Genomic DNA, 22,310 nt, shown 5'->3' on the forward strand with positions numbered 1-22,310 from the left:
ACCCCGCCTTCTTTTTTTAACCCGTCATTAACCATAAAGGCCGCAGTTTCGGTTTCCGACAGCCCTTGAGGATCGCGAGCGAAACCGCGCCGATGAACCGCCAGCAGCGCCGAGCCGCCGCCAAATCCCATGCACCCGGTGGCCTTCAACCCGCGGCCGCATTGCAGCTCGGCATCGCGAGCCATCAGATCGGCCGTCTGGCCGAAGCCGAAGCCTATTATCGCGAAGCACTGGGCGGAGAGCGCCAGCAGCCCGATGCCCTGCATCTGATCGGCGTGGTCTTCATGCAGACCGGCCGGCTGCCTCAGGGCGTCGAATTGATCCGCCGCGCCATCCTGCTGAACGACACCAATGCCGAATATTTCTCCAATTTCGGTGCGGGCCTGAACCGGCTTGGCGATCTCGATGGCGCCGCGGATGCGTTTTGCCGTGCGCTTGAACTGAAACCGGATTTTGCGACCGCCTTTCACGACTACGGCAACGTCCTGTTGAAACAGGGGAAGCTGGAAGAGGCGCTTGTCTGTTTCACGCGCGCAATCGGGATCGATCCGTTTTATACCAACGCGCATCACCAGCGTGCGAAAGTCTTGCAGAGACTGGGGCGTCACGAAGAGGCGCTCGCGGCGTTCAACGAGGCGCTCGCGATCAAGCCGGATAATGCGGAGGCGCTGTGCCGCCGCGGTCTCGTTCTGCTTGCGATGAAGCGATTCGATGAAGCGCTCGCCAGTGCCGAGCAGGCGAAACGGATCGATCCGTCTTACGCCGAAGCCTTCAATGTCTGCGGCAGCACGCTGCATCGCATCGACCGTTTCGATGAAGCGCTGGTCAATTTCGACCGGGCGTTGTCGCTCGCGCCGGAGCGTACCGAAGTGCTGCTGAACCGCGCGGCGACGCTCGACGAGATGCACCGTTTTCAGGATGGCGCGCGCGATATCGCGGCTGCCTTGCGCAACAATCCATCCTATGCGGATATCCACTGGAACGATTGCCTGCATCGCCTGTTGCTGGGCGACTTTGCGGGCGGGTGGCCCAAGGCCGAGTGGCGCTGGAAGAGTCCGAGCCTGATGATGCGGAATCCCCACGCCGCTGCGCCGCAGTGGATGGGCGAGCCGATCGAAGGCAAGACCATTCTCCTCTACAGCGATCAGGGAATGGGCGATGCGATCTTTTTTGCGCGCTATGCGCCGCTGGTCGCCGCGCGCGGGGCGCGGGTGATCCTGCAAGTCGAGCCGCTGCTGATCGATCTTCTCAGGAATGTCGATGGCGTCGCCATGTGCGTCGAAAAGGGCGTTCAGCCGCCACCGTTCGATCTGCAATGCTCGCTCATGAGTTTGCCGCTCGCGTTCGGGACGACAGCGGACAGCATTCCCGCAAAGGCGCCTTATCTTCATCCGGCGATCGATCATGAGCGTTGGCAGGAGCGGCTCGCCGGCTTGCGCGCGCCGCGCGTGGGGCTGGTCTGGTCGGGTAATCCGAACCACATCAACGACCATCGCCGTTCGATCGCATTCGCGCAGCTTGCGCCACTGTTCAGCCTGCCGATGACTTTCGTCAGCCTGCAAAAGGATATCCGCCCGGCAGACCGCCTCGCGATGGCCAAGCATCCGCAGGTGCTCGATCTCGGCAGTGAAGTCGAAAATTTCACGGATACGGCAGCGGTGCTGTCGTGTCTCGATGTGCTGATCAGTGTCGATACCAGTGCCGTGCATCTCGCCGGTGCACTCGGCCGTCCGGTATGGGTGTTGTTGCCTTATACGCCCGACTGGCGCTGGCTGCTCGATCGGCAGGACTCTCCCTGGTATCCGAGCGCGCGGCTATTCCGGCAGGACGCGGCACGGGACTGGTCGGCCGTAATCGATGACGTTCGCATGGCCTTGCAGAAGTTGCGGCGCTGACCGCGCTTTGTAACGTAGTGTCAGGACATCAGTAATCTTATTTTAAGCCATTAAGTTTACAGATTTTAACAGAGATAACCAAGGCTGGGATCCTCGATGTCGAACGCCGCCAACGCTTACGCCCGTGTTGCTCAAACCACATCTTCTCCGCGCGAAATCGAGGCTCAGGCATTGCTCAAGGCGGCGCGCCAGCTTCAGGACGTAATGAGCAACTGGGGCAAGGCGGGCACGGACGTTTCCGGCGCGTTGCTGTTCAACCGCAAGCTCTGGTCGATCCTGCTCAGTGCCGTCACCAGCGACGAGAGCCCGCAGAGCATCGAGATTCGCCAGAACATCGCCAACATCGGCACGTTCGTGCTGTCGCAGACGGCGGAAATGCAGATCGCGCCGAAGCCGGAATTGCTCAAGCCGCTGATCGAGATCAACTGCAACCTTGCCGCCGGTCTGTCCGGCCGCGCCTGATCGCAGCGAGCGGAGACGCCCGTGGCCGACATCTACAGCATCATCTCGTCGAACTACGTTACGGTCGGCAGCAATATCGCTTCTTTGGCGAATGCGAATACGCCTTACGTTCCGGTCGATGCGAGCCTGTATCAGGGCTCATGGACCGGAGCCTACGCGGACAACACCAAGTTCACGATCCAGATTTCCAATGTGAGCGGCTTCCGCGCCAAGGTTCGCTATCAGAGCGGCTCGACGCTCAAATATCAGGACGTTCTGATCAAGAACAACTCGTTCAAGTTCGGGGATTCGAAGTTCACCCTGACGGATACGGGCAAGGCTCAGGTCAAGACCGTGATGACCAATGCCGCGACCGGCGCGCAGACGCTCGAGACGGCCTACGCCACGATGAGCTAAGAGCGGCGGGATTTTTGCGCCGATTTTCCTGCGAGAAGAGGGTTATCGTCATTCCGGACAGGACGCCGTAGGCGGACTGATCCGTAATCCCGGCGTTACGAGCGAGATTCCGGGTTCGCCCGCTGCGCTTGCGTCCTGGAATGGCTACGCCTGGCGGTCGGCGTGGCGTTGCGTCTTTTTCTCTTCCCTGGCTTCGTCCTGCGCGCGCAGATAAGCCCGCGCCCGCAGCCGCGTCTCGTCGGGATACTGGTTGACGACGACGTTGGTGCGGTTGTCCACCACCTGATAAACGACTTCGGCGGCCGCCCGATCGATCATGATCTGATGGCCGAGATTGGCGTTGGCGCGCGGGTCCGAACTGCCGGTCTGGACGTTCGCCGACGCGATCACGGCCTTGTCCGAATTGAGTTGTGTCGGAACAGCCGACTTCGCAGCGTCAGGCACCTGCTGAACGACAGCAGGCGTCACGACCGATGCCCCCACCGGCCTGATGCTGAAATCCGTGCTCATGGCAGCCTCCTGGCCTCCTGTGAGTCAAAATGCTTCCCTTTGCGGGGCACTTTGGACCGGGAAGTCTGAAAGCTGCACTAGGACGGGTATCGCAATTTAAATCGAATTGTATCGTGTGGGGATGACGTTCTATCCGGTCGTCCCCGCGAAGGTGGGGATCCAGTCCTTCAAGAATGGATTCCCGCTTTCGCGGGAATGACGGAGAAGATCTTACAACGAGCGGCTGACCGTGAGCGGCGCGGCGTAGCGATGGTTCGGCGCGGCGCGCTGGCCGGCGGCGGTGTAGCCTTGCGGGTTGCGGCGGCGCTGGATTTCGCCGTTGACGCCGCGAATGATGCCTTCCGAAACCGCGTGCGCGGTGGCGAGCACGGTGAGGTTGACCTGCAACATGGCGCGGAACGTATCGTGGTGGCGATGTAGCGCCGCCAGCAGGTCCGGCGTCGAACGCTTGAGATAGGCGGCGCTGTGCTTGATCTCGGACACGGCGCGCATGTAGTCGCGCGAGGCTTCGCCCTTCTTGGCCTCAAGCATCATCGCCTCGCGAACCTTGCCCGCGCGCACCAGCTCCGTTTCCCGCTCAACGATGTCGAGCAGGCTCGCCATGATGTTCATCAGCCCGTCCGCGAGCCGCCGCGCGTCGGCCGGCGTCGATGCCGGGACGATCGGTGCGGGAGCGGGGTTCTGGGAAGGAGCGGCGTTCATTTGAAACTCCCGGCGTTAGGCCGCCTTGTTGGCCTGTTGCGTGATCAACATGCGGTAGACTTCATTGCCGATGCCGATGCCCCCGGCCTTGGCGAAAGAGCGGGCGTACTGATCGACCATCATCGAGCGCCAGACCCCGGTGCTTTTGGTGTCGCCGAACGGGCCGTCGCCTTTCACGCCGGACATCATCTGCGAGAACATCGAGTTGAGGAACACCGCCTCGAAATCCTCCGCCTTGGTTTTGGCCTTGGCCTGATTTTCCGGCGAGACTTTCTCCAGCGCCTTGGCGAACACCGGATCGGGGCGGCCGTTGACGAGCGTGACGGAGGACGATGCGTTCATCACATCACCTCGATGTCGGCCTGGATCGCGCCCGCGGCCTTGATCGCTTGCAGGATGCTGATCATGTCGCGCGGGCCGATGCCCAATCCGTTGAGTCCGTCGACGAGTTGCTGCAACGAAACGCCGTCCTTCACCAGCGCGAGCTTCTTGCCGTCTTCCCGGACGCCGACACTGGTGTTGGGCGTGATCACGGTCCGCCCGTTCGCGAATGCATTGGGCTGGCTGACCTGCGGACTTTCCGAAATCGTCACGGTGAGGTTGCCCTGCGCCACGGCGACGGTGTTGACCCGCACGTCGCGGCCCATGACGATGATGCCCGAGCGTTCGTCGATCACGATCTTGGCGCCCATGTCGGGCTCGACCTGCAACTGCTCGATCTCGGTCAGCAGCGCGACGACGTTGCCCTTGAACTCCGCCGGAATGCTGAGCTGCACGGTCGAGGGATCGACAGGCTCGGCGACCTTGGTGCCGAGATAGTCGTTGACGGCGGCGGCGATGCGCTTGGCCGTGGTGAAGTCGCCGTTGCGCAGCGCGAGCCGCACATTCGGCAGCCGGTTGAGCTGGAATTCGATCTCGCGTTCGACCAGCGCGCCATTGGCGATGCGCCCGTTGGTCGGCACGCCCTTGGTGACGCTGGCCGCCTGGCCTTCCGCCTGGAAACCGCCGATCGCAAGCGAGCCTTGCGCGACCGCGTAGACGTTGCCGTCGGCGCCGAGCAGGGGGGTGACGAGCAGGGTGCCGCCTTGCAGGCTCTTGGCGTCGCCCATCGCCGAGACGGTGACGTCCATCCGCGTGCCCTGGGTGGCGAAGGCGGGCAGGTTGCCGGTCACCATCACGGCGGCGACGTTGCCGGTGCGGATCGTGGCGCCGCGGATGTTGACGCCCATGCGTTCCAGCATCGCTTGCAGCGACTGCTTGGTGAAGGGGATGTTGTTGAGGGTGTCGCCGGTGCCGTTGAGGCCGACAACGAGGCCGTAACCGATCAACTGGTTCTGGCGCACGCCTTCGATATTGGCGAGATCCTTGATGCGCGATGTCGCGCAAGCCGGCGCGATCGCGATCAATGCCGCGATGGCCGCTCCGCACAGCGCCTGAAATAGCCGAACCATCCTCGCTCCCCGCTGAGGTTCTGTCTCACTGGCCCGCCCGCTCCCACAGGAGAACCGGGAAGTGTCTTGCGAGAGCCGTGCCAGTTTGCGGCGAAGCTGTTGCTTTGAAATTGCTCGGCTTTTCGGGTCGGACAGAAGCCTCGGGCCGGGCGCGGCCGATCCGAACTTGCCCGCCCGGCAAATTCTGCCGGGGCGTTTAGGAATTCTTAACCATGAGGGCGCAAGGCTGGCGCCATAGCTCGTGTGTCCCTTCGTCGGGCTGAGAAGTTGCACAGCAACTAGGCCACCGGCCGAGCGAGACGACCATGCGAATCAACGGACCCAACGGCACCACTTTCGGCGCACCCGCATCGAGCGCGCGGCGCACAGGCGCGGGCGGCTTCACGCTCGACGAGATGACGACGGCGACCGAGACCCGCGCCGCGACCGCGCCGCGCGCCGCCGCCGGCATCGATGCGCTGCTGGCGCTTCAGGGCATCGAGGAAGACCCGACCCAGCGCCGCAGGAAATCCGTCGCGCGCGGCAGAAGCGCGCTCGATCTTCTCGACGATCTCAAGATCGGGATGCTGTCGGGAACGCTGGACCAGTCCATGGTCAACCGGCTGCGCGGAGCGGCGACCGACCTGAAAATGAGTTCGGGCGACGCCGGACTCGATCAGGTGCTCTCCGAGATCGAACTGCGGGTCGAGGTCGAGATCGCCAAAGCCGCGCGGTAAACCGGCCCGAAGGGAATGCAAAAGGCCGGTTCGAGCGCCGCCGCGCTTCCCGGCGAAGTTCCTTCTTTTGGGCAAAAAGACCGGTTCTGCGGGCATTTTTACCGATTCTATTCCCGGTTCCGCGCTTAACGGGGCATAGCCCCGGAGGCCGCACTTCCCTGTATTGTCTGTCATGGATCGCCGCTATATAAGCACCGCCCGGCGACCCGGATCGCCCTGGCTGGGGATGAGAATCGGTGTTGGAAAAAGTGAAGGCCTATAAACCGTCGGAGAAGGAGCCGTTCATGAACGAACGGCAGCGCGAATACTTCCGCGCCAAACTTCTCGCCTGGAAAGAAGAGATCCTGCGCGAGGCGAAGACCACGCTTCAGCAGTTGCAGGAAGAAAACGTCAATCACCCCGATCTTGCCGATCGTGCATCGTCGGAAACCGACCGTGCCATCGAACTGCGCGCCCGCGATCGCCAGCGCAAGCTGATCTCCAAGATCGACGCCGCGATCCAGCGCATCGAGGACAACACCTACGGCTATTGCGAGGAGACCGGCGAGCCGATCTCGCTCAAGCGCCTCGAGGCGCGGCCGATCGCCACGCTGTCGGTCGAGGCGCAGGAACGGCATGAGAAGCGCGAGAAGGTCTATCGCGACGAATAGACCGCGCCATTATCCCCAGACGCCCGACGGACGTTACTTTGTCGTGTCGGGCCGCCTGTGGCGCAAGACGCGCCCCGATCTTTCCGAAGACAAACGGCAATCATTGGTGGCCGAGCTCATGGCGGCGCGGCGCGGGATTGCCACCGCCCGCCGCTCCGGCGATCTCGCGCAGGAGCGCGCATATCGCCACGCGGTGCATGAGGCCAAGGTGGCTCTCGGGGAGCGCGGCCCGGTCTGGTGGGGCGATGGCGCTCCCGACTTCAATCGTTACATGGCGGTCAACACGCCCTATGCCGAATGGTTTTCACAATTCGGCGAAAGCGGCGATTAAACGGTCGCGGCCTTGGTGCTGGTCATGCCGCGCGAGCACGCATCCGGATTCCGTAATGGCGGATGATGCTGCCGACAGTTTCATGCCGCGCTGAGGCCTAACCGCTTTCGCCGCCGGGAAGCTGGCGGATGAGACCTTTCTCCTCATTCGCCACATTATCTTTCCGCAGTTGCTCTTGCGTCTTGCCGTCCAGGATATCCTTGTCCGGCAATTCTTCCTGTTGCCCCGGTTTTGGCGGAGGATTCTGCCCGGCGCCCTGAGAGCCGCGCTCATGATCCTTGAGGGGCCGTTTGCCCTGGTCTTCCTGATTATAGCCAGACATCGCACGCACTTCTTCGGTTCATGCTCACCAAGGCGGTAGCGATGATTACGTTCCATTCGCCGTGGCCGGTTATGTTCACGCCTCCGGCACGAAACGGTCGCGGCCTTCGCCAGGGGAGCTGACGAAGGCCGCGTCGTAGACGCCTTTCCATGCCTAGGTTCACGGATCGGCGTGGGAGCCTGGAAGATCGCGAGGGGAGAGTTCGCGATCAGAACGGGAGCAGGATGTCCATCACCTGTTGTCCGTAACGTGGCTGCTGGACATCGGAGATCTGGCCGCGCCCGCCATAGGCGATGCGGGCCTGCGCGATCTTGCTGGAGTCGATGGTGTTGTCGCTCTGGATGTCCTCGGGCCGCACGATGCCCGCGACTACCAGTTCGCGCATTTCGTAATTGACGCGGATCTCCTGCTTGCCCTCGACGACGAGATTGCCGTTCGGCAGCAATTGCGTGACCACGGCGGCGACGTTGGTCTGCACCGCCTCCTGACGCACCACCGAGCCCTTGCCGTCGCTCGATGCGGTCGAGCCGGTCGTCAGCATGTTGCCCGAACTGTCGGTGCCGGGCACCTTCTTCAGGCCGAAGAAATTGCTGATGCCGGAATTCTCGGTGTTCGTGCGGCTGCGCTGGCTTTCGTTGGCGATGTTGGCCTTGTCGGTGATGTTGACGGTGATGGTGAGAATGTCGCCGACCTGATGGGCGCGCTGATCCTTGAAGAAGGCGCGCGAACCGTTCCGCCACAGCGAGTTCGGATTGTAGGACGCGGGCTGCGGCGTCGGCATCGGCATCGAGACCGGCTTGTAGCCCGCCTTTGTCGTCGGATTGTCGATCGTCGAGAGCTTGGGCTGCTCGCCGATATTGGCGAGGCGCTCGAGCGAGGAGCAGCCGCCGGCGAGAAATCCGATCATCGTGAGTGCTGCAACGGTGCAGAGAAGATGACGCTTTCGATGCCTGTACATTTACTCGATCTTTCCGGTTGCGGCGGAGTTGGCGGCGAGGGTGGCGGGCCGCATGACGCGCGGCTGGGCGGCGATGATGGCGACCTGGCCCGGCCCGACCACGATGCCCTGCACGGTGCGTTTCGATTGCTGATTGATGACGCTGACGGTGTCGCCCTTGGTGCCGGCCTCGAGCGCCTTGCCCCGGCCGGTGAGGTAGATGCCGGGCGCCTCGTAGATCAGCGTGATCCCCTGATCGCGCGTCACCAGATCGGCCTTGGCGAGATCGAGGGTCCGCAGCGCCTGTCCGGCGCGCATCGCGCGGCGCATCTGCATGCCGATCGCGCGGTCGAGCGAAATTCCGTCGGAGCCGACTTCGGCCTTGGGACGGCGCTCGATGCTGACGTCGGACGCCTTGATGATGTCGTTGCGTTCCATCGGACGCATCAGCACGGCGGCCTGCACGGTCTCGATCGCGGTTCCGGTGAAGCGCAGCTTCGCGGGCGTGGTCGAGGTGTCGCTGGCGATGTCGAACAGCACGTCGAAGCGGCCGCTGCGCGGATCGTAATAGGTCGCGACCGGGATCATCTCGCCGGTCAGCGCGGGATCGAGCTGCACGTCGCGCAGTTCGCGGTCGAAGGTCAGCGACAGGTTCTCCGCCTCGCCGAGGCCGCCGCGATGCGCGAGCGCCTTCGCCACCTGCTGCTCGACATCCCTGGCGGGCAGCGGACGCGAGGCGCGGGTGATCGCGACTTCCTTGAGGCTATGGGTATCGACGCCGACCACCTGATTGGCGCGCAGCGTCTCGATCAATTGCGCGGTGCGCACCATGCCGGTGGTGCCGAGGTCGGGCGCGCGATAGATCGCGATCTGCGCGGCGGTGCCTGCGTTGTCGACGAGATCGCCGATCCGAACCACGTCGCTCGAGATCACGACGCTGGCGCGCAGCGAGGGACCGTGGATCACGTCCTGCGTGGGGTCCGCGAGCGCGGGCGAAGCGGCAAGCAGGAGTGCGGCGAAGGCGAGGCCGGTCTTCATGATGGTGTTTGTCATGATCGTGCTCATGGCTCAGCGCAGCATGCCGGTGGTGGATTGCATCATCTGGTCGGCGGCGCTGACGACCTTGGCGTTCATTTCGTAGGCGCGCTGGGCCGCGATCAGGTCGGAGATTTCGGACACCACCTCGACGTTGGCCTGTTCGAGGTTGCCTTGCTGGATGTCGCCGAAGCCGTCGGCGTTGGCGAGGCCGTCCTGCGGCGGGCCGGAGGCCGGCGTGTCGGTGAAGAGGTTGTCGCCGACCGATTGCAGGCCGGCCTTGTTGATGAAGCGGGTGAGGTTGATCTGGCCGAGCACCGAAGGCGTGGTCGATCCCGGCAGCATCACCGAGACCTGACCCTGCGCGTTGATGGTGAGCTGCGAGGCGTTCTGCGGAATGGCGATGGTCGGCTGCAACAGATTGCCCTGTGCGTTGACGATGCGGCCCTGGCCGTCGGTCGTGAACGAGCCGTCACGGGTGTAGGCGTAGGTGCTGTCCGGCAACTGGATCTTGAAATAGCCTTCGCCGCGGATCGCGATGTTGAGATCGCCGCCGACCGGAGACAGCGTGCCTTGCGTCATCAGGCGCGGCGTGCCGACGGTCTTGACGCCGCCGCCGATGTCGATGCCGACCGGCAGCACCGTGCCCTGATCGGAGGCTTGCGCGCCGACGCGCTGGACGTGCTCGTAGAGCAGGTCCTGAAAGCTCGCCATCTGCTTCTTGTAGCCGGTGGTGCGAAGGTTCGCGATGTTGTTGGAGATGACCTGGACGCTCAGTTCCTGAGCGGCCATTCCCGTCGCGGCGGTGTAGAGTGCGCGCATCGTTCAATCTCCTCAGGCCGGGACTTCGGCGAGCGACTGGATCGCGTTCTTCCGCAGATCCGCCTGCTGTTGCAGCAAATTCGAGATGTTCTGGTAGGTACGGGTGATTTCCAGCATCCGGCTCATCTCGGCGATCGCGTTGACGTTCGAGCGCTCGATGAAGCCTTCCTTGACGGTGGATTTCGTGTCGGCCTGACCGGCGACATTCGCGGGCGCCGCGAACAGGTTCGAGCCTTCCTTCTGCAATTGCTGCGTGTTGGCGAAGGAGGTGAGCTTCAGCTTGCCGCGCAGGGAGTCGGTCTGGGTGATGGTGCCTTCCAGAACCGTGATGGTGCCGTCGTCCGTGATCTTGATGTCATGGTCGGTCTGCTGGAAGGTGATGACGCCGTTGGTGCCGAGGACCGGATAGCCGCTGGAGTTGACGAGCTGGCCCTGCGAATTGATCTGGAAGCGGCCGTCGCGGGTGTAGCGCTCGCCGTTCGGCGTCTGCACCGTGAAGAAGCCCTTGCCGCTGATGGCGACATCGAGCGGAGCCTTGGTGTTCTCGAGCGGGCCTTGCGAAAAGTCGCGGACCGTGGCGCGGTCCTGCACGAAGCTGACGCGCCGGTCGCCGCCTGTGAAATTGTCCTCATGGGCGCCCGAGCGCAGATATTCCTCGAACAGCGAGGAATCGGACTTGTAGCCATTGGTGCCGACGTTCGCCACGTTGTTGGCGACCACGTCGAGCTGCCGCTCAAGCGTCATCTGGCGCGATAGCGCGATGAGAGTCGTGTTCTCCATCGCAAGTCTCCCCTTGCAAAACCGCGATTGGCCTCTCCCAAAGCCGATGGCGGTTCGTTAAACCGTGCGCTCTCCCAAGCGGGCGGTTCGCGATTGACAATGCGAGGGCCGTGCCAGTTTTGAAAATCCCGTGATTTCAAATGGATAAATGAAAGGACGGGCGCGGCGCGGGCGGCAATAAGGTCTTGTTGACCATGTTTGCCCGGCAAAATTTTCCCAGTTCGGGACCAAAAGAAAGAAACCGTTAACCATTGGCAAATAGCGTCGAGCGATCAAGGCGCTCATGCGCCGGCGGCCTTTGTTTCGCGTATTCAAGCCAGTTCGGCACATCGGGCTCATCCTGACGGGACGGGCGATGGCAGACGAGGATCAGGTCGTGGAAGGCGCCGAGGAGGTCGCGGCCGAGGCTGCGCCGAGCGGCAAGCGCAAGATCTTCATGATCGCGGGCGCGGTGGTGCTGACCCTCGTGGTGAGCGCGCTGGGTTGGTACGTGTTCCTGCGCGGCGGCCATGACGGGCAGCATGGCAAGGAGGAAGCCAAGGTCGCGGCGCCTCCGGTCTTCCTCGACGTTCCCGATGTGCTGGTGAACCTCGCCAGCAATCCGGGCGAGCGCATCCAGTATCTCAAGGTCAAGGCCGTGCTGGAGCTGAAGGAGGCGCCGCTGGTCGAGAAGGTCAAGCCGGCGATGCCGCGCGTCACCGACCTGTTCCAGACCTATCTGCGCGAACTGCGCGCCAACGATCTCAATGGCTCGGTCGGTCTGTTCCGGATGAAGGAAGAACTGACCAAGCGCGTCAACGCCGCGATCGCGCCGGAGCATGTCAACGCCGTGCTGTTCAAGGAAGTGGTAATTCAATGACGCCGGGTGACGTCGATCAGGACGCGCTAGCCGCCCAATGGGAGGGCGCGCTCGACTCGGAGGATCCGGAGGAGGCGGCCGCCGAAGCCGCCGCCAATGAACTCACGGAGTCGATGGCGGAACAATGGGCCGCCATGGTCGATGGCGGCAGCCGCGGCATCAGCGGCGGCAAGTCCAGCGGCGAGCGGGTGCTGTCGCAGGAGGAGATCGACAATCTCCTCGGCTTCAGCGACGGCGAGGTCCACCTCGAGGATCATTCCGGCATTCGCGCCATCATCGACTCGGCGATGGTGTCCTACGAGCGTCTGCCGATGCTCGAAATCGTGTTCGACCGCCTCGTGCGGTTGATGACGACGAGCCTGCGCAATTTCACCTCCGACAACGTCGAGGTTTCGCTCGACCGCATCACCTCGGTGCGCTTCGCCGACTATCTCAACTCGATCCCGCTGCCTTGCGTGCTCACCGTGTTCAAGGCGGAGGAGTGGGAAAACTTCGGGCTGTTCACCGTCGATTCCAGCCTGATCTATTCGATGATCGACGTGCTGCTGGGCGGCCGGCGCGGCCAGACCTCGCTGCGCATCGAGGGCCGTCCCTACACCACCATCGAGACCAATCTCGTCAAGCGCCTCGTCGAGGTCGTGCTGGCGGATGCCGAGCAGGCATTCCGGCCGCTGTCGCCGGTGACCTTCACCATCGACCGTCTTGAGACCAATCCGCGCTTCGCCGCCATCAGCCGTCCCGCCAACGCCGCCATTCTGGTGCGGCTGCGCGTCGACATGGAAGATCGCGGCGGCAACGTCGAACTGTTGCTGCCTTACGCCACCATCGAACCGATCCGCAACGTGCTGTTGCAGATGTTCATGGGTGAAAAATTCGGCCGCGACCCGATCTGGGAAGGCCATCTCGCCACCGAGATCGCGAAGGCGGAAATGTACGTCGATGCGGTGCTCTATGAAGCTGACATGCCGCTGAAGCAACTGATGTCGCTGAAAGTAGGCGACACGCTGCCGCTCGATATCCGCCCCGATGCGATGGTGTCGGTGCGTTGCGGCGACGTGACATTGAGCGAGGGCAGGATGGGCCGGGTCGGCGACCGCGTCGCCATCCGGGTGTCGAAGCCGCTGCACAAGCCGCACACCACCTACGCGATGTTCGAAAAGCAGGACGAACAAACAAAACTGATGGAGGCACAATGAACCACATGATGGGAATGGCCATTGAGAGCCTCGTCGCTCTCCTGCTGGTCTGGACGATCGCCTATTGCCGGATCCTCAACAAGCGCCTCAAAATCTTGAAGGCGGACGAACAGTCGTTGAAGGCGACGATCTCCGAACTGATCACCGCGACCGAAATCGCCGAGCGCGCGATCGGCGGCCTCAAGGTCACCGTGCGCGAATGTGACGAAAATCTCGGCTCGCAATTGTCCGAGGCCTCCGATCTGTCCGGCTCGCTCGGCAAGCAGATTGCGGTCGGCAGCGAAATTCTCAAGCGGCTCTGCGACATCGCGGTGGCGGCCCGTGCTCCGGCCGAGGGCGGCGCACCCGCGCGGACCGATGCGAAGTCGGTGGTCGCCGCGGCGCAGGCGTTCTCCGAGCGTCGGCGTGGTCTTGCTGCATGAGGAGTCTGCTCCGCGAATTCCGGGTCGTCCCGCTGCTCCTGATCGCGGCCAGTTGTCTGGCCGTGCTCAAGATCTCGGGCCTGCTTCTGGATGGCGGATATATTTTCCGGGATGACCCGCCGCGGCCGAAATCCTGGGCGGAGAGCGCCCTGAATTTCCCGACCGGCCGTACCCACACGCTCGATACGTCCGACATCACCGGCTCGGTCGATAAGGCTCCGGAGTCGAAGCCCGCCGAACCAAGCCCCGTTTCGACGACGCGGCCGGAAGACGTCGCGGCGCAGCCCGATCCGGCGACGGCGGTGTCGCCTTCGGAACGCGCGGTGCTGGAGCGGTTGCAGGCGCGGCGGCAGGAGATCGAGACGCGCGCCCGCGAGATCGACATCCGCGAAAATCTCGTCAAGACCGCCGAGCAGAAGCTCGAGGGCAAGTTGCAGGAATTGAAGGCGACGGAAGCCCGCATCACGGCGGCCGAGGGGCAGAAAGCCAAGGCCGAGGCGGCGAAGCTGAAAGACCTCGTGACGATGTACGAGAACATGAAGCCGAAGGATGCCGCCAAGGTGTTCGACCGCCTCGACATCGCCGTCCTCTACCAGATCGCCTCGCAGATCGCGCCGCGCAAGCTGTCCGATATCGTCGGCCAGATGCAGCCGGAAAACGCCGAGCGGCTGACGGTCGAGATCGCGCGCCGGGCGGGCGGGGAGAGGTCGGCGTCGCTGTCCGACCTGCCGAAGATCGAGGGGCGTCCGGTCAATTAAAGGCAATCGGAAGCGCCATGATTAATGAGGCGTTAAACGCGCGATTCTAGGGTGGTCCGGTTATCCGGACCCCGGCGTTCGGGAGAGCCAAAGAGACGGACCACATGGCCGGGCAGGCGGCGTTGGAATCCACAGGCAAGCGGGGGGCGTTCGGACGGTTGGTCCGGGCGCGCGCTGTCTTGCGCGCGGCTGTCTCGGTTGTCCTGCTGGCTGCCGCGCTGGCGTGGCCGGGCCGGGCGTACGCCGATCCGGTGAAGGGCGAGGCGACGCTCACCCAGGAGAACGGCTACGCGCGCCTGCTGCTGCGCTTCACGGAGGAAGTGCCGACCGAGGTCACGATGGCGGGCGCGATCATGGTCATCCGCTTCGCCAAGCCGGTCGATATGCCGGTCGATGCGCTCAACGATGCGGTGCCTGCCTATGTCGGCACCGCGCGGCGCGATCCCGATGGCGCCGCGATCCGTCTCGCGCTCAACCAGAAGGTCCGCGTCAACCAGATGATGGCGGGCGAGCGCGTCTATCTCGATCTGCTGCCGGAGAAATGGGTCGGCCTGCCGCCGCCGCTGCCCGCCGAGGTGGTGAAGGAATTGTCCGAGCGCGCGCTCGCCGCCGAGCGCATTCTGCGGATGCAGAAGAAGGTCGAGGCCGCCGAAAAGCGTCCGCCGGTGCGGGTGCGCACGGCGGTGCAGCCGACCTTCGTGCGTTTCGTGTTTGAACTGCCGGAAGGCGTCAGCGTCTCGTCGTCGCTCAACGCCGACAAATACACGCTGTCGTTCTCGGCGCCGCTTACGTTCGATCTCGCCGACGCCCAGGTCGCGGCGCCCTCCAACATCAAGAGCATCAAGCAGTCGATCTCGGGTGATAATTCCGCCGTCGAGATCGCGCTGATCGGCGAGGTCGATGTTCACGGCTTCCGCGAGGAGCGCAATTACATTGTCGATATCGGCTTCGACACCGGCAAGGCGGGCATGGCCCTGAATCCGGCGCTGTCGCGCCCGGCGGCAACGCAACCGGCGGCGAAGCAGGAAGCCGCCGCGCCGCCCGCGAAACCTGCCGCAACGGCACCGGCGGCATCCGCAGCCCCCGCGCCTGCGCCCGCAGCTGCCGCCGTGGCGACGGAACCGCCGCCACCGGCACCCGCCGCCGTGCCGAAGGCCGCCGCCGATCACTCCGATCTGCCGCGCAAGGCCAGGGAGACCGAGGCGGCGAAGCCTGCGGACCTTCCCAAGATCTCCGACGCGGCGGCGGCCAAGGCCGCGCCGCAGGCACCTGCGCCGCAGGCCCCCGCGCCCAGAGATGCAGCGGCGGACCGTTCCCCGCAGGGCATTACCGCCAAGCGGACCAGCGCCAATTTCAAGGTGACGTTTCCGTTTGGAAGCAGCGTGCCGACGGCCTTGTTCAAGCGCGCGGACTCGATCTGGATGATCGTGGCGGATAACGGCCCGCTCGATGTGCAGCCGATCAAGACCGAAGGCGGTGCGTTGATCGCGGCGGCGGAGAGCGTGCCGGTGCAGGGCGGGCAGGCGGTCCGCATCAAGCTCAACCGGCCGCAACTGGCGTCGCTTTCGGGCGACCAGCAGGGACTCGTGCTCACGCTCGCTGATCAGGACGTCGCGGCTTCGCAGCCGCTGGTCGCGGAGCGCAATGTCGGCGACCCGACCCGCGCCAATATCAGCATCGCGATTGCGCAGCCCGGCCCGTTGCTTCGTTTCCACGATCCGGAAGTCGGCGACACGCTGTCGGTGGTGACCATGCCGCTGCCGGTGCGCGGCTTCCTGCGTCCGCAGAATTTCGTGGAATTCTCGTTGCTGGAATCGGTGCAGGGCGTCGCCGTCTCGACGAATACGGACGATGTCAGCGTCGAAGCCCGGCCGGACAAGATCGTCATCAGCAAGCCCGGCGGGCTGACGCTGTCCGCGGCGAGCGCATCTCCCGACCGCACGGGCGCGCCGGGCGGCGCGGTGTTCGATCCGGCCGAGTGGAGCAAGAACCAGAAGGCGAGCTTCCTGCCGCGCCTCGACGAGCTGATCGACGCGGCCGCCAATGCGCCGGACGACAAGCGCCTTGCGGCCAACCTCGCTCTTGGAAAATTCTATCTGGCGCGCGGCTTCTATCAGGAAGCCAAGGGCGCGTTCGATCTCGCGCTGCTGAAGCCGCAGGCGCAGGACAGCATGCAGCCCGCGCTGATGGCGCGCGCGGTGGCGGAGATTCTGGTGGGCCGCATCGAGCCCGCCATGAAGGACCTCAACAATCCGATGATCGCGGGCTCCTTCGATTCGGAATTGTGGAAGGGGCTGGCGGCGGCGCGTCAGGAGAAATGGGCCGGCGCGCGGGAGAAGTTCAAGAACGTCGGGTCAGCGATCATCTCGCTGCCGCTGGATCTGCAACGCATGATCCTGATCGAGGCGATGCAGGCTTCGCTGGAGGTGCGCGACTATGATGGCGCCGCCGCGCGCGGCAACGATCTCCAGACGATCGGCCCGATGCCGGAACAGGCGATGCGCCTGCGGCTGTTGCGCGGCCGTCTCGCCGAGGCGCTGGGGCGCGACCGCGAGGCGCTGGCCGATTATCGCGCGGTTCGCGCGTCCTCCGACCGGCCTTCGGCGGCGGCGGCGACGCTGGACGAAATCGCGCTCTTGCAGCGAAACAACAAGATCACGCCGGATGCGGCGCTGGACGATCTCGAAACGCAGTCCGTGCTGTGGCGGGGCGATGAGACCGAGGTGAAGAATCTACAGATGCTCGTGCATCTCTATGCCGAAAAGGATCGCTATGCCGATGCGCTCGCGGCTGCGATGACCGCGACACGGCTGCGGCCCAATTCGGAAGCCTCGCGCCAGATGCAGGACGAGGCATCGGCGCTGTTCGCGCAATTGTTCCTGACCGACAAGGGCGACAGCCTGCCGCCGATCAAGGCGCTTGGCCTGTTCTATCAGTATCGCGACCTCACGCCGATCGGCCGCCGTGGCGATGAAATGATCCGCAGGCTCGCGGACCGCCTCGTGGCGGTCGATCTTCTCGATCAGGCGGGCGAGCTTCTGCAATACCAGATCGATCATCGTCTCGAGGGTGCGGCGCGCGCGCAGGTCGCGGCACGCCTTTCGATGATCTATCTGATGAACCGCAAGCCGGCCCGCGCCATCGCCGCGTTGCGCTCCACGCGCATCGGCGATCTTTCGGGCGAAGTGCGCCAGCAGCGCCTGTTGCTCGAAAGCCGCGCGCAGAGCGATGTCGGGCGTTACGATCTCGCTCTGGAGCTGATCGCGAACGTGCAGGGCCGCGAGGCGATCCGGTTGCGTTCGGATATCTATTGGGCCGCGCGGCGGTGGCGCGAATCCGCCGAGCAGATCGAGGTGCTGTACGGCCAGCGCTGGCGGGATTTCCAGCCGCTGACCGATACCGAAAAGAGCGATGTCATTCGCGCCGCGATCGGCTATGCGCTCGCCAACGACACGCTCGGCCTGTCGCGCTGGCGTGAGAAGTACGGGCCGAAGATGACGAGCGATGCCGACCGTCATGCCTTCGACATCGCCTCGAAGCCGGGCTCGGCCGATCCGGCGGCGCTGGAACGCGTCGCGAAAATGGCGGCGACGGTCGATACGCTGGACGGATTCCTGCGCGAGATGCGCAAGCGCTTCCCCGATGCCGTGGCGCGCGCGAAGATTCCGCAGATACCGACCGATGCGGAAACCACGGGCGCGTTGCCGCAGATCGTCGGAAAAGTCTCGTCCGCGAAGTGAAGCTGTGCGTCAGCCGCCGCCGTAGCTTTGCACCAGGCTGCCCGCGACCAGCGCCCAGCCGTCCACCAGCACGAAGAAGATCAGCTTGAACGGCAGCGACACCACCACCGGCGGCAGCATCATCATGCCCATCGACATCAGCACCGACGACACCACGAGGTCGATGATGAGGAACGGCAGGAACAAGAGGAAGCCGATCTCGAAGGCGCGCTTGAGTTCGGAGATCATGAAGGCGGGAACGAGAATCCGCAGCGACATCTCGTCGGGGGTTGCGGGCGGCGGTTCGCGCGACAGATCCATGAACAGCTTGAGGTCCTTTTCGCGGACGTTCTTCTGCATGAAGCCGCGCAACGGCGCGATCGCGAGCGGGAGGCCCTGTTCGACCGTGAGCTGATTGGCGATCACCGGCTTGACGCCGTCATCGTAGGATTTTTGCAGCACCGGCCCCATCACGAAGCCGGTGAGGAACAGCGCCAGCGCGATCATCACCGAATTCGGCGGCGCGGTCGCGGTGCCCATCGCGGTGCGCAGTAAGGACAGCACCACCACGATCCGGGTGAAAGAGGTCATCATCACCAGGATCGACGGCGCGATCGACAACACCGTCAAAAGCGCGATCAACTGGATCGCGCGCTCGGTGACGCCGCCGCCCGCGCCCTGTCCGAAATTGATGCTGATATCCTGCGCGAACGCGGGCGTGGCCAGCGTTGCGGCGATCAGGACGGAAAGGAAAAGAACTCTACGCGGAAGTTTCGCCGACCTCACGTCGGGTTCTTTGGGCGGCCGAGCAGGCTTGCCATCTCGTCTTCGAGGTTTTCGAAGGCGGGGCGGGCCGGTCCGGCTTCATCGGCGGCGTCGAGCGAAGCCGCGCGGGGCGCGGGTGCTTCCGGCGCGACCGGGGGCGCGCCGATCCGTTCCGATGAATTCACGCTGACGGTGCGGGTTTCGGTCGCTTCGACGCGCGTGCCGGGACGGCGCAGGGCAGCTTCCAGCCGCTGCGCCATTTCGGCGAGGTTCTGGTCGGCGGCCGAAACCGGCTCGGGCGCGCGCGGCGCGGGCCGCGCGGGTGCCGCGGTGTCGAGGCGCGGCGTGCGCGACAAGGAAGGCTCAAGCCGTTCGCTGCGCGGCAACGGACGTGGCGCCGGGCGTTCGGGGCGCAGCGCCGGTTCGGGACGGACGACCGGCTCCGGTATGGCTCCGGCGAGCGGATCGTCGCGGGTGCGCTCGGGTGCGAGCGAAGGCGCGCGGCGCAGATCGTCGCTCAGCGACGGCCGCGCCGGGCGAGGTGCGGGCGGCGCCATGGTCGGCTCGGGAAAATCGAAGGATTCGGCGTGGCCGCTTGCATGCTCCGGCCAGTTGGTATCGGGCAGAGGAACGCGCGGCGGCAGTTCGGTGCCTGCGGGGGTGCGCGGGGAGGCGGCATCGCGCCCCGCCGAACTGCGCACGATGTTCGGCTCGACGACGATATCGCTCGGGCCGCCGATCATCAGCAGGTGCTCGACATTGTCCCGGCGTACCAGCACGAGGCGGCGGCGGCCATCGACGGCGGCGGCGTCGATCACGGCGAGACGGGGCATCCGGCCCCGGCTGTTGCTCGATCCCAATCCGCGTCCGGCGAAGCGGCGAATGAGGTAGGCGAGCGCGCCGATCAGCGCCAGCACGATCAGGATGGCGAAGAAAATCCATACTATCTGCGACATCCGGTGTGTCCTCGTTGGAATCCGATGGCTTCGGGTTTTGGGACCGGCATCAAAACAACCACCCGATCGGGGAGGAGTTTCGCGCCATCCGTTAATCTGTTCCTGCCGGCAACCACCGGAGACTGGCTCTCTTCATAAACCAGGAATCGGCCAAACCCAACCCTCAAGGCCGCGATATCAGGCACTTAGCGGGCCTTATCACGCAATCCTGTTGAAAATGAACGGGCTGGGCCACAGCCGCCGCGCCACCACAGGTTAACGGCGGGGGCCATTTTAACTCTCCGTTAACCATACAGGCGGCAAATTCTGCCTAGCTGCGGCGTGAGGCCGAAGCGCATCCGGCGGAGGCCGTCATGGCGATCACCGATCTTCCGATGTTGTCGATGCTGCGGACCAAGATGCAATGGCATCAGGAACGCCAGCGCGTGCTGGCCGAAAACGTCTCCAATTCCGACACCCCGAATTTCCGTCCGCGCGATCTGGTCGATCCGACCTTCGACAAGACCGGCGTCAACGGCATGCATGAAATCTCGATGGTGCGCACCAGCGCCAATCACATCCAGGCGGCGGGCGTCAGCGAGACCTTCGGCTCCAACACCGGCGGCTACGAGACGCGCCCCGCGGGCAACGCCGTCAATATCGAGGACGAGATGCTGAAGGTGGCGTCCAACCAGATGGACTATGCCGCCGCCGCCTCGCTCTACACCAAGAGCCTCGACCTCATCAAAACCGCCATCGGCAAGCGTTAAGGAGCGGCGTCATGGCTGAAAGCATGGACTTCCTCAAATCGATGAGCATCGCCACCTCCGGCCTGCGCGCGCAGGCGGGGCGGATGCGGGTGATCTCCGAAAACATCGCCAACGCCGATTCGACCGCGAGCACCGCCGGAGGCGATCCGTACCGGCGCAAGGTGCCGACCTTCTCCTCGACGCTCGACCGCACGCTCGACGCGCAGGTGGTGTCGCTCGGCCGGATCAAGACCGACACCACGTCGAGCTTCCGCATCAAGCACGAGCCGGGCAATCCGGCGGCGGACGCCAACGGCAACGTCAAATATCCGAACGTCAATTCGCTGGTCGAAATGACCGACATGCGCGAGGCGCAGCGGTCCTACGAGGCCAACCTCAACATCATCAGTGCGACGCGCCGGATGATCCAGCGCACGCTCGATATCCTCAAGGCCTGATCGGAAGGGATTCAATCATGGCAACGCCTTCAGTCGCAGCCAACGCCTATGCAAGCCTGTCACGCATCATGGACTCCGCCACGGGCTCCGGCGGGGCAGGGAAGATCGCCGGTACCAGCGGTGGTCCCTCATTCAGTTCGCTGGTGAAGGAAGCGATGAACGGCGTGCTCGACGCCGGGCGCAAATCCGACGCGCAGACGGTGGCGATGGCGTCCGGCAAGGCCAACGTGATGGATGTGGTCACGGCGGTCGCCGAAACCGATGTCGCGGTGTCCACGCTGGTCTCGGTGCGCGACAAGGTCATCCAGTCCTACGAAGACATCATGAAGATGCCGATCTGATCGGTCGTTTCGCTCTTGCCTAAGGAAGACAGACATGACCGGCCCTGAAGTTCTCGAAGTGGCGCGCGATTCGATCTGGACCATCGTGCTGGTCTCCGCGCCGGTCCTGCTGGTCGGCCTCGTGGTCGGCGTCGCGATCTCGCTGGTGCAGGCGCTGACGCAGATCCAGGAACAGACGCTGGTGTTCGTGCCGAAGATTCTGGCGGTGTTCATCACGCTCCTGATCGCGCTGCCCTTCATGGCGGATGCGATGCACAGCCACATGATGCGGATTTCGTCGCGAATCATCGGCGGATAAGACAGATTATGCGGCAGCCATGCGCATCGACATCTCATTCCTGCCGGCCCTGGCGGCGACCTTCATGCTGGTCTTCGCCCGCGTCGGCGCGATGATGATGCTGTTGCCGGGATTTGGCGAAGCCAACGTCCCGGTGCGCCTGCGTCTCGGCATCGCGCTGATGCTCACGCTGATCATGCTGCCGCTGCACCGCGCGGCCTATCACGTCGATCTGTCGTCCATGACCGCCGTGATGGTGCTGATGGTGCATGAGATCATCGTCGGCGTGGTGCTGGGCGCGACCGCGCGCTTCACGCTCGCCGCACTCTCGGTCGCGGGCTCCATCATCGCCCAGCAGGTGGGGCTCGGATTCGTCACGGCGGTCGATCCGACGCAGGACCAGCAATCGGTGATCGTGGCGAATTTTCTCACCATCCTCGGCATCGCGCTGATCTTCGCCACCGATACGCACTATCTCGTTCTGGCGGCGCTGAGCGACAGCTACACGCTGTTCTCGCCCGGCGAACTGATGCCGAGCGGCGATGTCGCGGCACTGGCGACCAAGGCGTTCACCGTGGCGTTCAAGATCGGCGTGCAGCTGTCGGCGCCGTTCATCATCTTCGGCCTCGTCTTCAACCTCGGCCTTGGCATGCTGGCGCGGATGATGCCGCAGATGCAGGTCTATTTCGTCGGCGTCCCGCTCTCGATCCTCGCGGGCTTCATGCTGCTCGGCGTCGTTCTCGTCGCCGTGATGGGCACCTTCCTCACTTATTTCAGCGGCGTGATGCACCAGCTCGCGCCGGTGAGCGGCGGAGGGTAGGC

General features: G+C 64.3%; 27 protein-coding genes. 16 read left to right on the top strand and 11 right to left on the bottom strand.

The window, feature by feature from the left end:
- Positions 1-65 precede the first annotated feature (65 nt).
- From AFIC_RS05585 to AFIC_RS05595, 3 genes are all read left to right on the top strand, one after another.
- The gene (locus AFIC_RS05585) at positions 66-1,895 is read left to right on the top strand and encodes a tetratricopeptide repeat-containing glycosyltransferase family protein (RefSeq protein ID WP_275248159.1); all 1,830 of its coding nucleotides are present in this window, start codon (positions 66-68) and stop codon (positions 1,893-1,895) included.
- 96 nt (positions 1,896-1,991) lie between these two features.
- Positions 1,992-2,357 carry a flagellar biosynthesis regulator FlaF gene (gene flaF, locus AFIC_RS05590; protein ID WP_009336980.1) on the top strand — a complete coding sequence of 122 codons (366 nt, stop codon included), beginning with the start codon at positions 1,992-1,994 and terminating at the stop codon, positions 2,355-2,357.
- A gap of 21 nt (positions 2,358-2,378) precedes the next feature.
- On the top strand, positions 2,379-2,753 hold the full coding sequence (locus AFIC_RS05595; RefSeq protein ID WP_275248160.1) for a hypothetical protein: 375 nt from the start codon (positions 2,379-2,381) through the stop codon (positions 2,751-2,753).
- 144 nt (positions 2,754-2,897) lie between these two features.
- Here the strand turns inward: AFIC_RS05595 and AFIC_RS05600 are convergent, their stop codons facing one another.
- The 4 genes from AFIC_RS05600 to AFIC_RS05615 all read right to left on the bottom strand — a co-directional run bounded on the left by AFIC_RS05600 (position 2,898) and on the right by AFIC_RS05615 (position 5,416).
- Entirely contained in the window at positions 2,898-3,263 is a 366-nt protein-coding gene (locus tag AFIC_RS05600) for a hypothetical protein (protein ID WP_275248161.1), read from the bottom strand.
- A gap of 210 nt (positions 3,264-3,473) precedes the next feature.
- A complete protein-coding gene (locus tag AFIC_RS05605) occupies positions 3,474-3,965 on the bottom strand; it encodes a hypothetical protein (protein ID WP_275248162.1) in 492 nt (163 codons plus the stop codon).
- A 15-nt stretch (positions 3,966-3,980) separates the two neighbouring features.
- On the bottom strand, positions 3,981-4,307 hold the full coding sequence (gene flgJ / locus AFIC_RS05610) for a flagellar assembly peptidoglycan hydrolase FlgJ (protein WP_275248163.1): 327 nt from the start codon (positions 4,305-4,307) through the stop codon (positions 3,981-3,983).
- Complete coding sequence (locus AFIC_RS05615) at positions 4,307-5,416, bottom strand: flagellar basal body P-ring protein FlgI (RefSeq protein ID WP_275248164.1); 1,110 nt, start codon at positions 5,414-5,416, stop codon at positions 4,307-4,309. Before AFIC_RS05615 ends, flgJ begins: the two co-directional genes overlap by 1 nt.
- A 305-nt stretch (positions 5,417-5,721) precedes the next feature.
- Between AFIC_RS05615 and AFIC_RS05620 the strand changes: the two genes are divergently transcribed.
- The 3 genes from AFIC_RS05620 to AFIC_RS15805 all read left to right on the top strand — a co-directional run bounded on the left by AFIC_RS05620 (position 5,722) and on the right by AFIC_RS15805 (position 7,113).
- Entirely contained in the window at positions 5,722-6,132 is a 411-nt protein-coding gene (locus tag AFIC_RS05620; RefSeq protein WP_275248165.1) for a flagellar assembly protein FliX, read from the top strand.
- A gap of 284 nt (positions 6,133-6,416) precedes the next feature.
- Positions 6,417-6,782, top strand: coding sequence for an RNA polymerase-binding protein DksA (dksA, locus tag AFIC_RS05625; RefSeq protein WP_002715155.1), 366 nt, complete (start codon positions 6,417-6,419; stop codon positions 6,780-6,782).
- 106 nt (positions 6,783-6,888) lie between these two features.
- Complete coding sequence (locus AFIC_RS15805; RefSeq protein WP_338063151.1) at positions 6,889-7,113, top strand: hypothetical protein; 225 nt, start codon at positions 6,889-6,891, stop codon at positions 7,111-7,113.
- Between the two features lie 97 nt (positions 7,114-7,210).
- Here the strand turns inward: AFIC_RS15805 and AFIC_RS05635 are convergent, their stop codons facing one another.
- The 5 genes from AFIC_RS05635 to flgF form a co-directional block, all read right to left on the bottom strand.
- Positions 7,211-7,435, bottom strand: coding sequence for a hypothetical protein (locus AFIC_RS05635; protein ID WP_275248167.1), 225 nt, complete (start codon positions 7,433-7,435; stop codon positions 7,211-7,213).
- Between the two features lie 208 nt (positions 7,436-7,643).
- On the bottom strand, positions 7,644-8,393 hold the full coding sequence (gene flgH, locus AFIC_RS05640) for a flagellar basal body L-ring protein FlgH (protein ID WP_275248168.1): 750 nt from the start codon (positions 8,391-8,393) through the stop codon (positions 7,644-7,646).
- Positions 8,394-9,425: a flagellar basal body P-ring formation chaperone FlgA gene (gene flgA / locus AFIC_RS05645; protein WP_275248169.1), complete on the bottom strand. Its 1,032-nt coding sequence runs from the start codon at positions 9,423-9,425 to the stop codon at positions 8,394-8,396. It abuts the gene before it with no gap.
- Between the two features lie 15 nt (positions 9,426-9,440).
- A complete protein-coding gene (gene flgG / locus AFIC_RS05650) occupies positions 9,441-10,229 on the bottom strand; it encodes a flagellar basal-body rod protein FlgG (RefSeq protein ID WP_275248170.1) in 789 nt (262 codons plus the stop codon).
- A 12-nt stretch (positions 10,230-10,241) separates the two neighbouring features.
- A complete protein-coding gene (flgF, locus tag AFIC_RS05655; RefSeq protein ID WP_275248171.1) occupies positions 10,242-11,009 on the bottom strand; it encodes a flagellar basal-body rod protein FlgF in 768 nt (255 codons plus the stop codon).
- Between the two features lie 355 nt (positions 11,010-11,364).
- Here flgF and fliL point away from each other — a divergent pair, with 355 nt between their 5' ends.
- From fliL to AFIC_RS05680, 5 genes are all read left to right on the top strand, one after another.
- Positions 11,365-11,868, top strand: a complete 504-nt coding sequence (fliL, locus tag AFIC_RS05660) for a flagellar basal body-associated protein FliL (RefSeq protein WP_275248172.1) — start codon at positions 11,365-11,367, stop codon at positions 11,866-11,868.
- Entirely contained in the window at positions 11,865-13,064 is a 1,200-nt protein-coding gene (gene fliM / locus AFIC_RS05665; protein WP_009336964.1) for a flagellar motor switch protein FliM, read from the top strand. The genes fliL and fliM overlap by 4 nt, the downstream gene beginning before the upstream one ends.
- Positions 13,061-13,486: a DUF6468 domain-containing protein gene (locus AFIC_RS05670; protein WP_275248173.1), complete on the top strand. Its 426-nt coding sequence runs from the start codon at positions 13,061-13,063 to the stop codon at positions 13,484-13,486. Before fliM ends, AFIC_RS05670 begins: the two co-directional genes overlap by 4 nt.
- A complete protein-coding gene (locus AFIC_RS05675) occupies positions 13,483-14,244 on the top strand; it encodes a MotE family protein (protein WP_275248174.1) in 762 nt (253 codons plus the stop codon). The genes AFIC_RS05670 and AFIC_RS05675 overlap by 4 nt, the downstream gene beginning before the upstream one ends.
- Positions 14,245-14,348: 104 nt before the next feature.
- Entirely contained in the window at positions 14,349-17,984 is a 3,636-nt protein-coding gene (locus AFIC_RS05680) for a tetratricopeptide repeat protein (RefSeq protein ID WP_275248175.1), read from the top strand.
- A gap of 9 nt (positions 17,985-17,993) precedes the next feature.
- Here the strand turns inward: AFIC_RS05680 and fliP are convergent, their stop codons facing one another.
- Positions 17,994-18,749 carry a flagellar type III secretion system pore protein FliP gene (gene fliP / locus AFIC_RS05685; RefSeq protein WP_275248176.1) on the bottom strand — a complete coding sequence of 252 codons (756 nt, stop codon included), beginning with the start codon at positions 18,747-18,749 and terminating at the stop codon, positions 17,994-17,996.
- Positions 18,746-19,684 (bottom strand): flagellar biosynthetic protein FliO, encoded by a 939-nt coding sequence (locus AFIC_RS05690; RefSeq protein WP_275248177.1) that lies wholly within the window; start codon positions 19,682-19,684, stop codon positions 18,746-18,748. The genes fliP and AFIC_RS05690 overlap by 4 nt, the downstream gene beginning before the upstream one ends.
- 353 nt (positions 19,685-20,037) lie before the next feature.
- Here AFIC_RS05690 and flgB point away from each other — a divergent pair, with 353 nt between their 5' ends.
- Genes flgB through fliR form a run of 5 tightly spaced genes read left to right on the top strand, consistent with a single transcriptional unit; the run spans position 20,038 to position 22,308 of the window.
- Positions 20,038-20,433 carry a flagellar basal body rod protein FlgB gene (flgB, locus tag AFIC_RS05695; protein ID WP_275248178.1) on the top strand — a complete coding sequence of 132 codons (396 nt, stop codon included), beginning with the start codon at positions 20,038-20,040 and terminating at the stop codon, positions 20,431-20,433.
- An 11-nt stretch (positions 20,434-20,444) separates the two neighbouring features.
- Positions 20,445-20,870 carry a flagellar basal body rod protein FlgC gene (flgC, locus tag AFIC_RS05700; protein ID WP_275248179.1) on the top strand — a complete coding sequence of 142 codons (426 nt, stop codon included), beginning with the start codon at positions 20,445-20,447 and terminating at the stop codon, positions 20,868-20,870.
- Positions 20,871-20,887: 17 nt separating this feature from the next.
- On the top strand, positions 20,888-21,211 hold the full coding sequence (gene fliE, locus AFIC_RS05705) for a flagellar hook-basal body complex protein FliE (RefSeq protein WP_275248180.1): 324 nt from the start codon (positions 20,888-20,890) through the stop codon (positions 21,209-21,211).
- 34 nt (positions 21,212-21,245) lie between these two features.
- On the top strand, positions 21,246-21,509 hold the full coding sequence (fliQ, locus tag AFIC_RS05710) for a flagellar biosynthesis protein FliQ (RefSeq protein ID WP_275248181.1): 264 nt from the start codon (positions 21,246-21,248) through the stop codon (positions 21,507-21,509).
- Positions 21,510-21,528: 19 nt separating this feature from the next.
- Positions 21,529-22,308, top strand: coding sequence for a flagellar biosynthetic protein FliR (gene fliR / locus AFIC_RS05715; protein ID WP_275248182.1), 780 nt, complete (start codon positions 21,529-21,531; stop codon positions 22,306-22,308).
- Positions 22,309-22,310 lie beyond the last annotated feature (2 nt).

The sequence above is a fragment of the [Pseudomonas] carboxydohydrogena genome (genome assembly GCF_029030725.1).
GTDB classification, from domain to species: domain Bacteria; phylum Pseudomonadota; class Alphaproteobacteria; order Rhizobiales; family Xanthobacteraceae; genus Afipia; species Afipia carboxydohydrogena.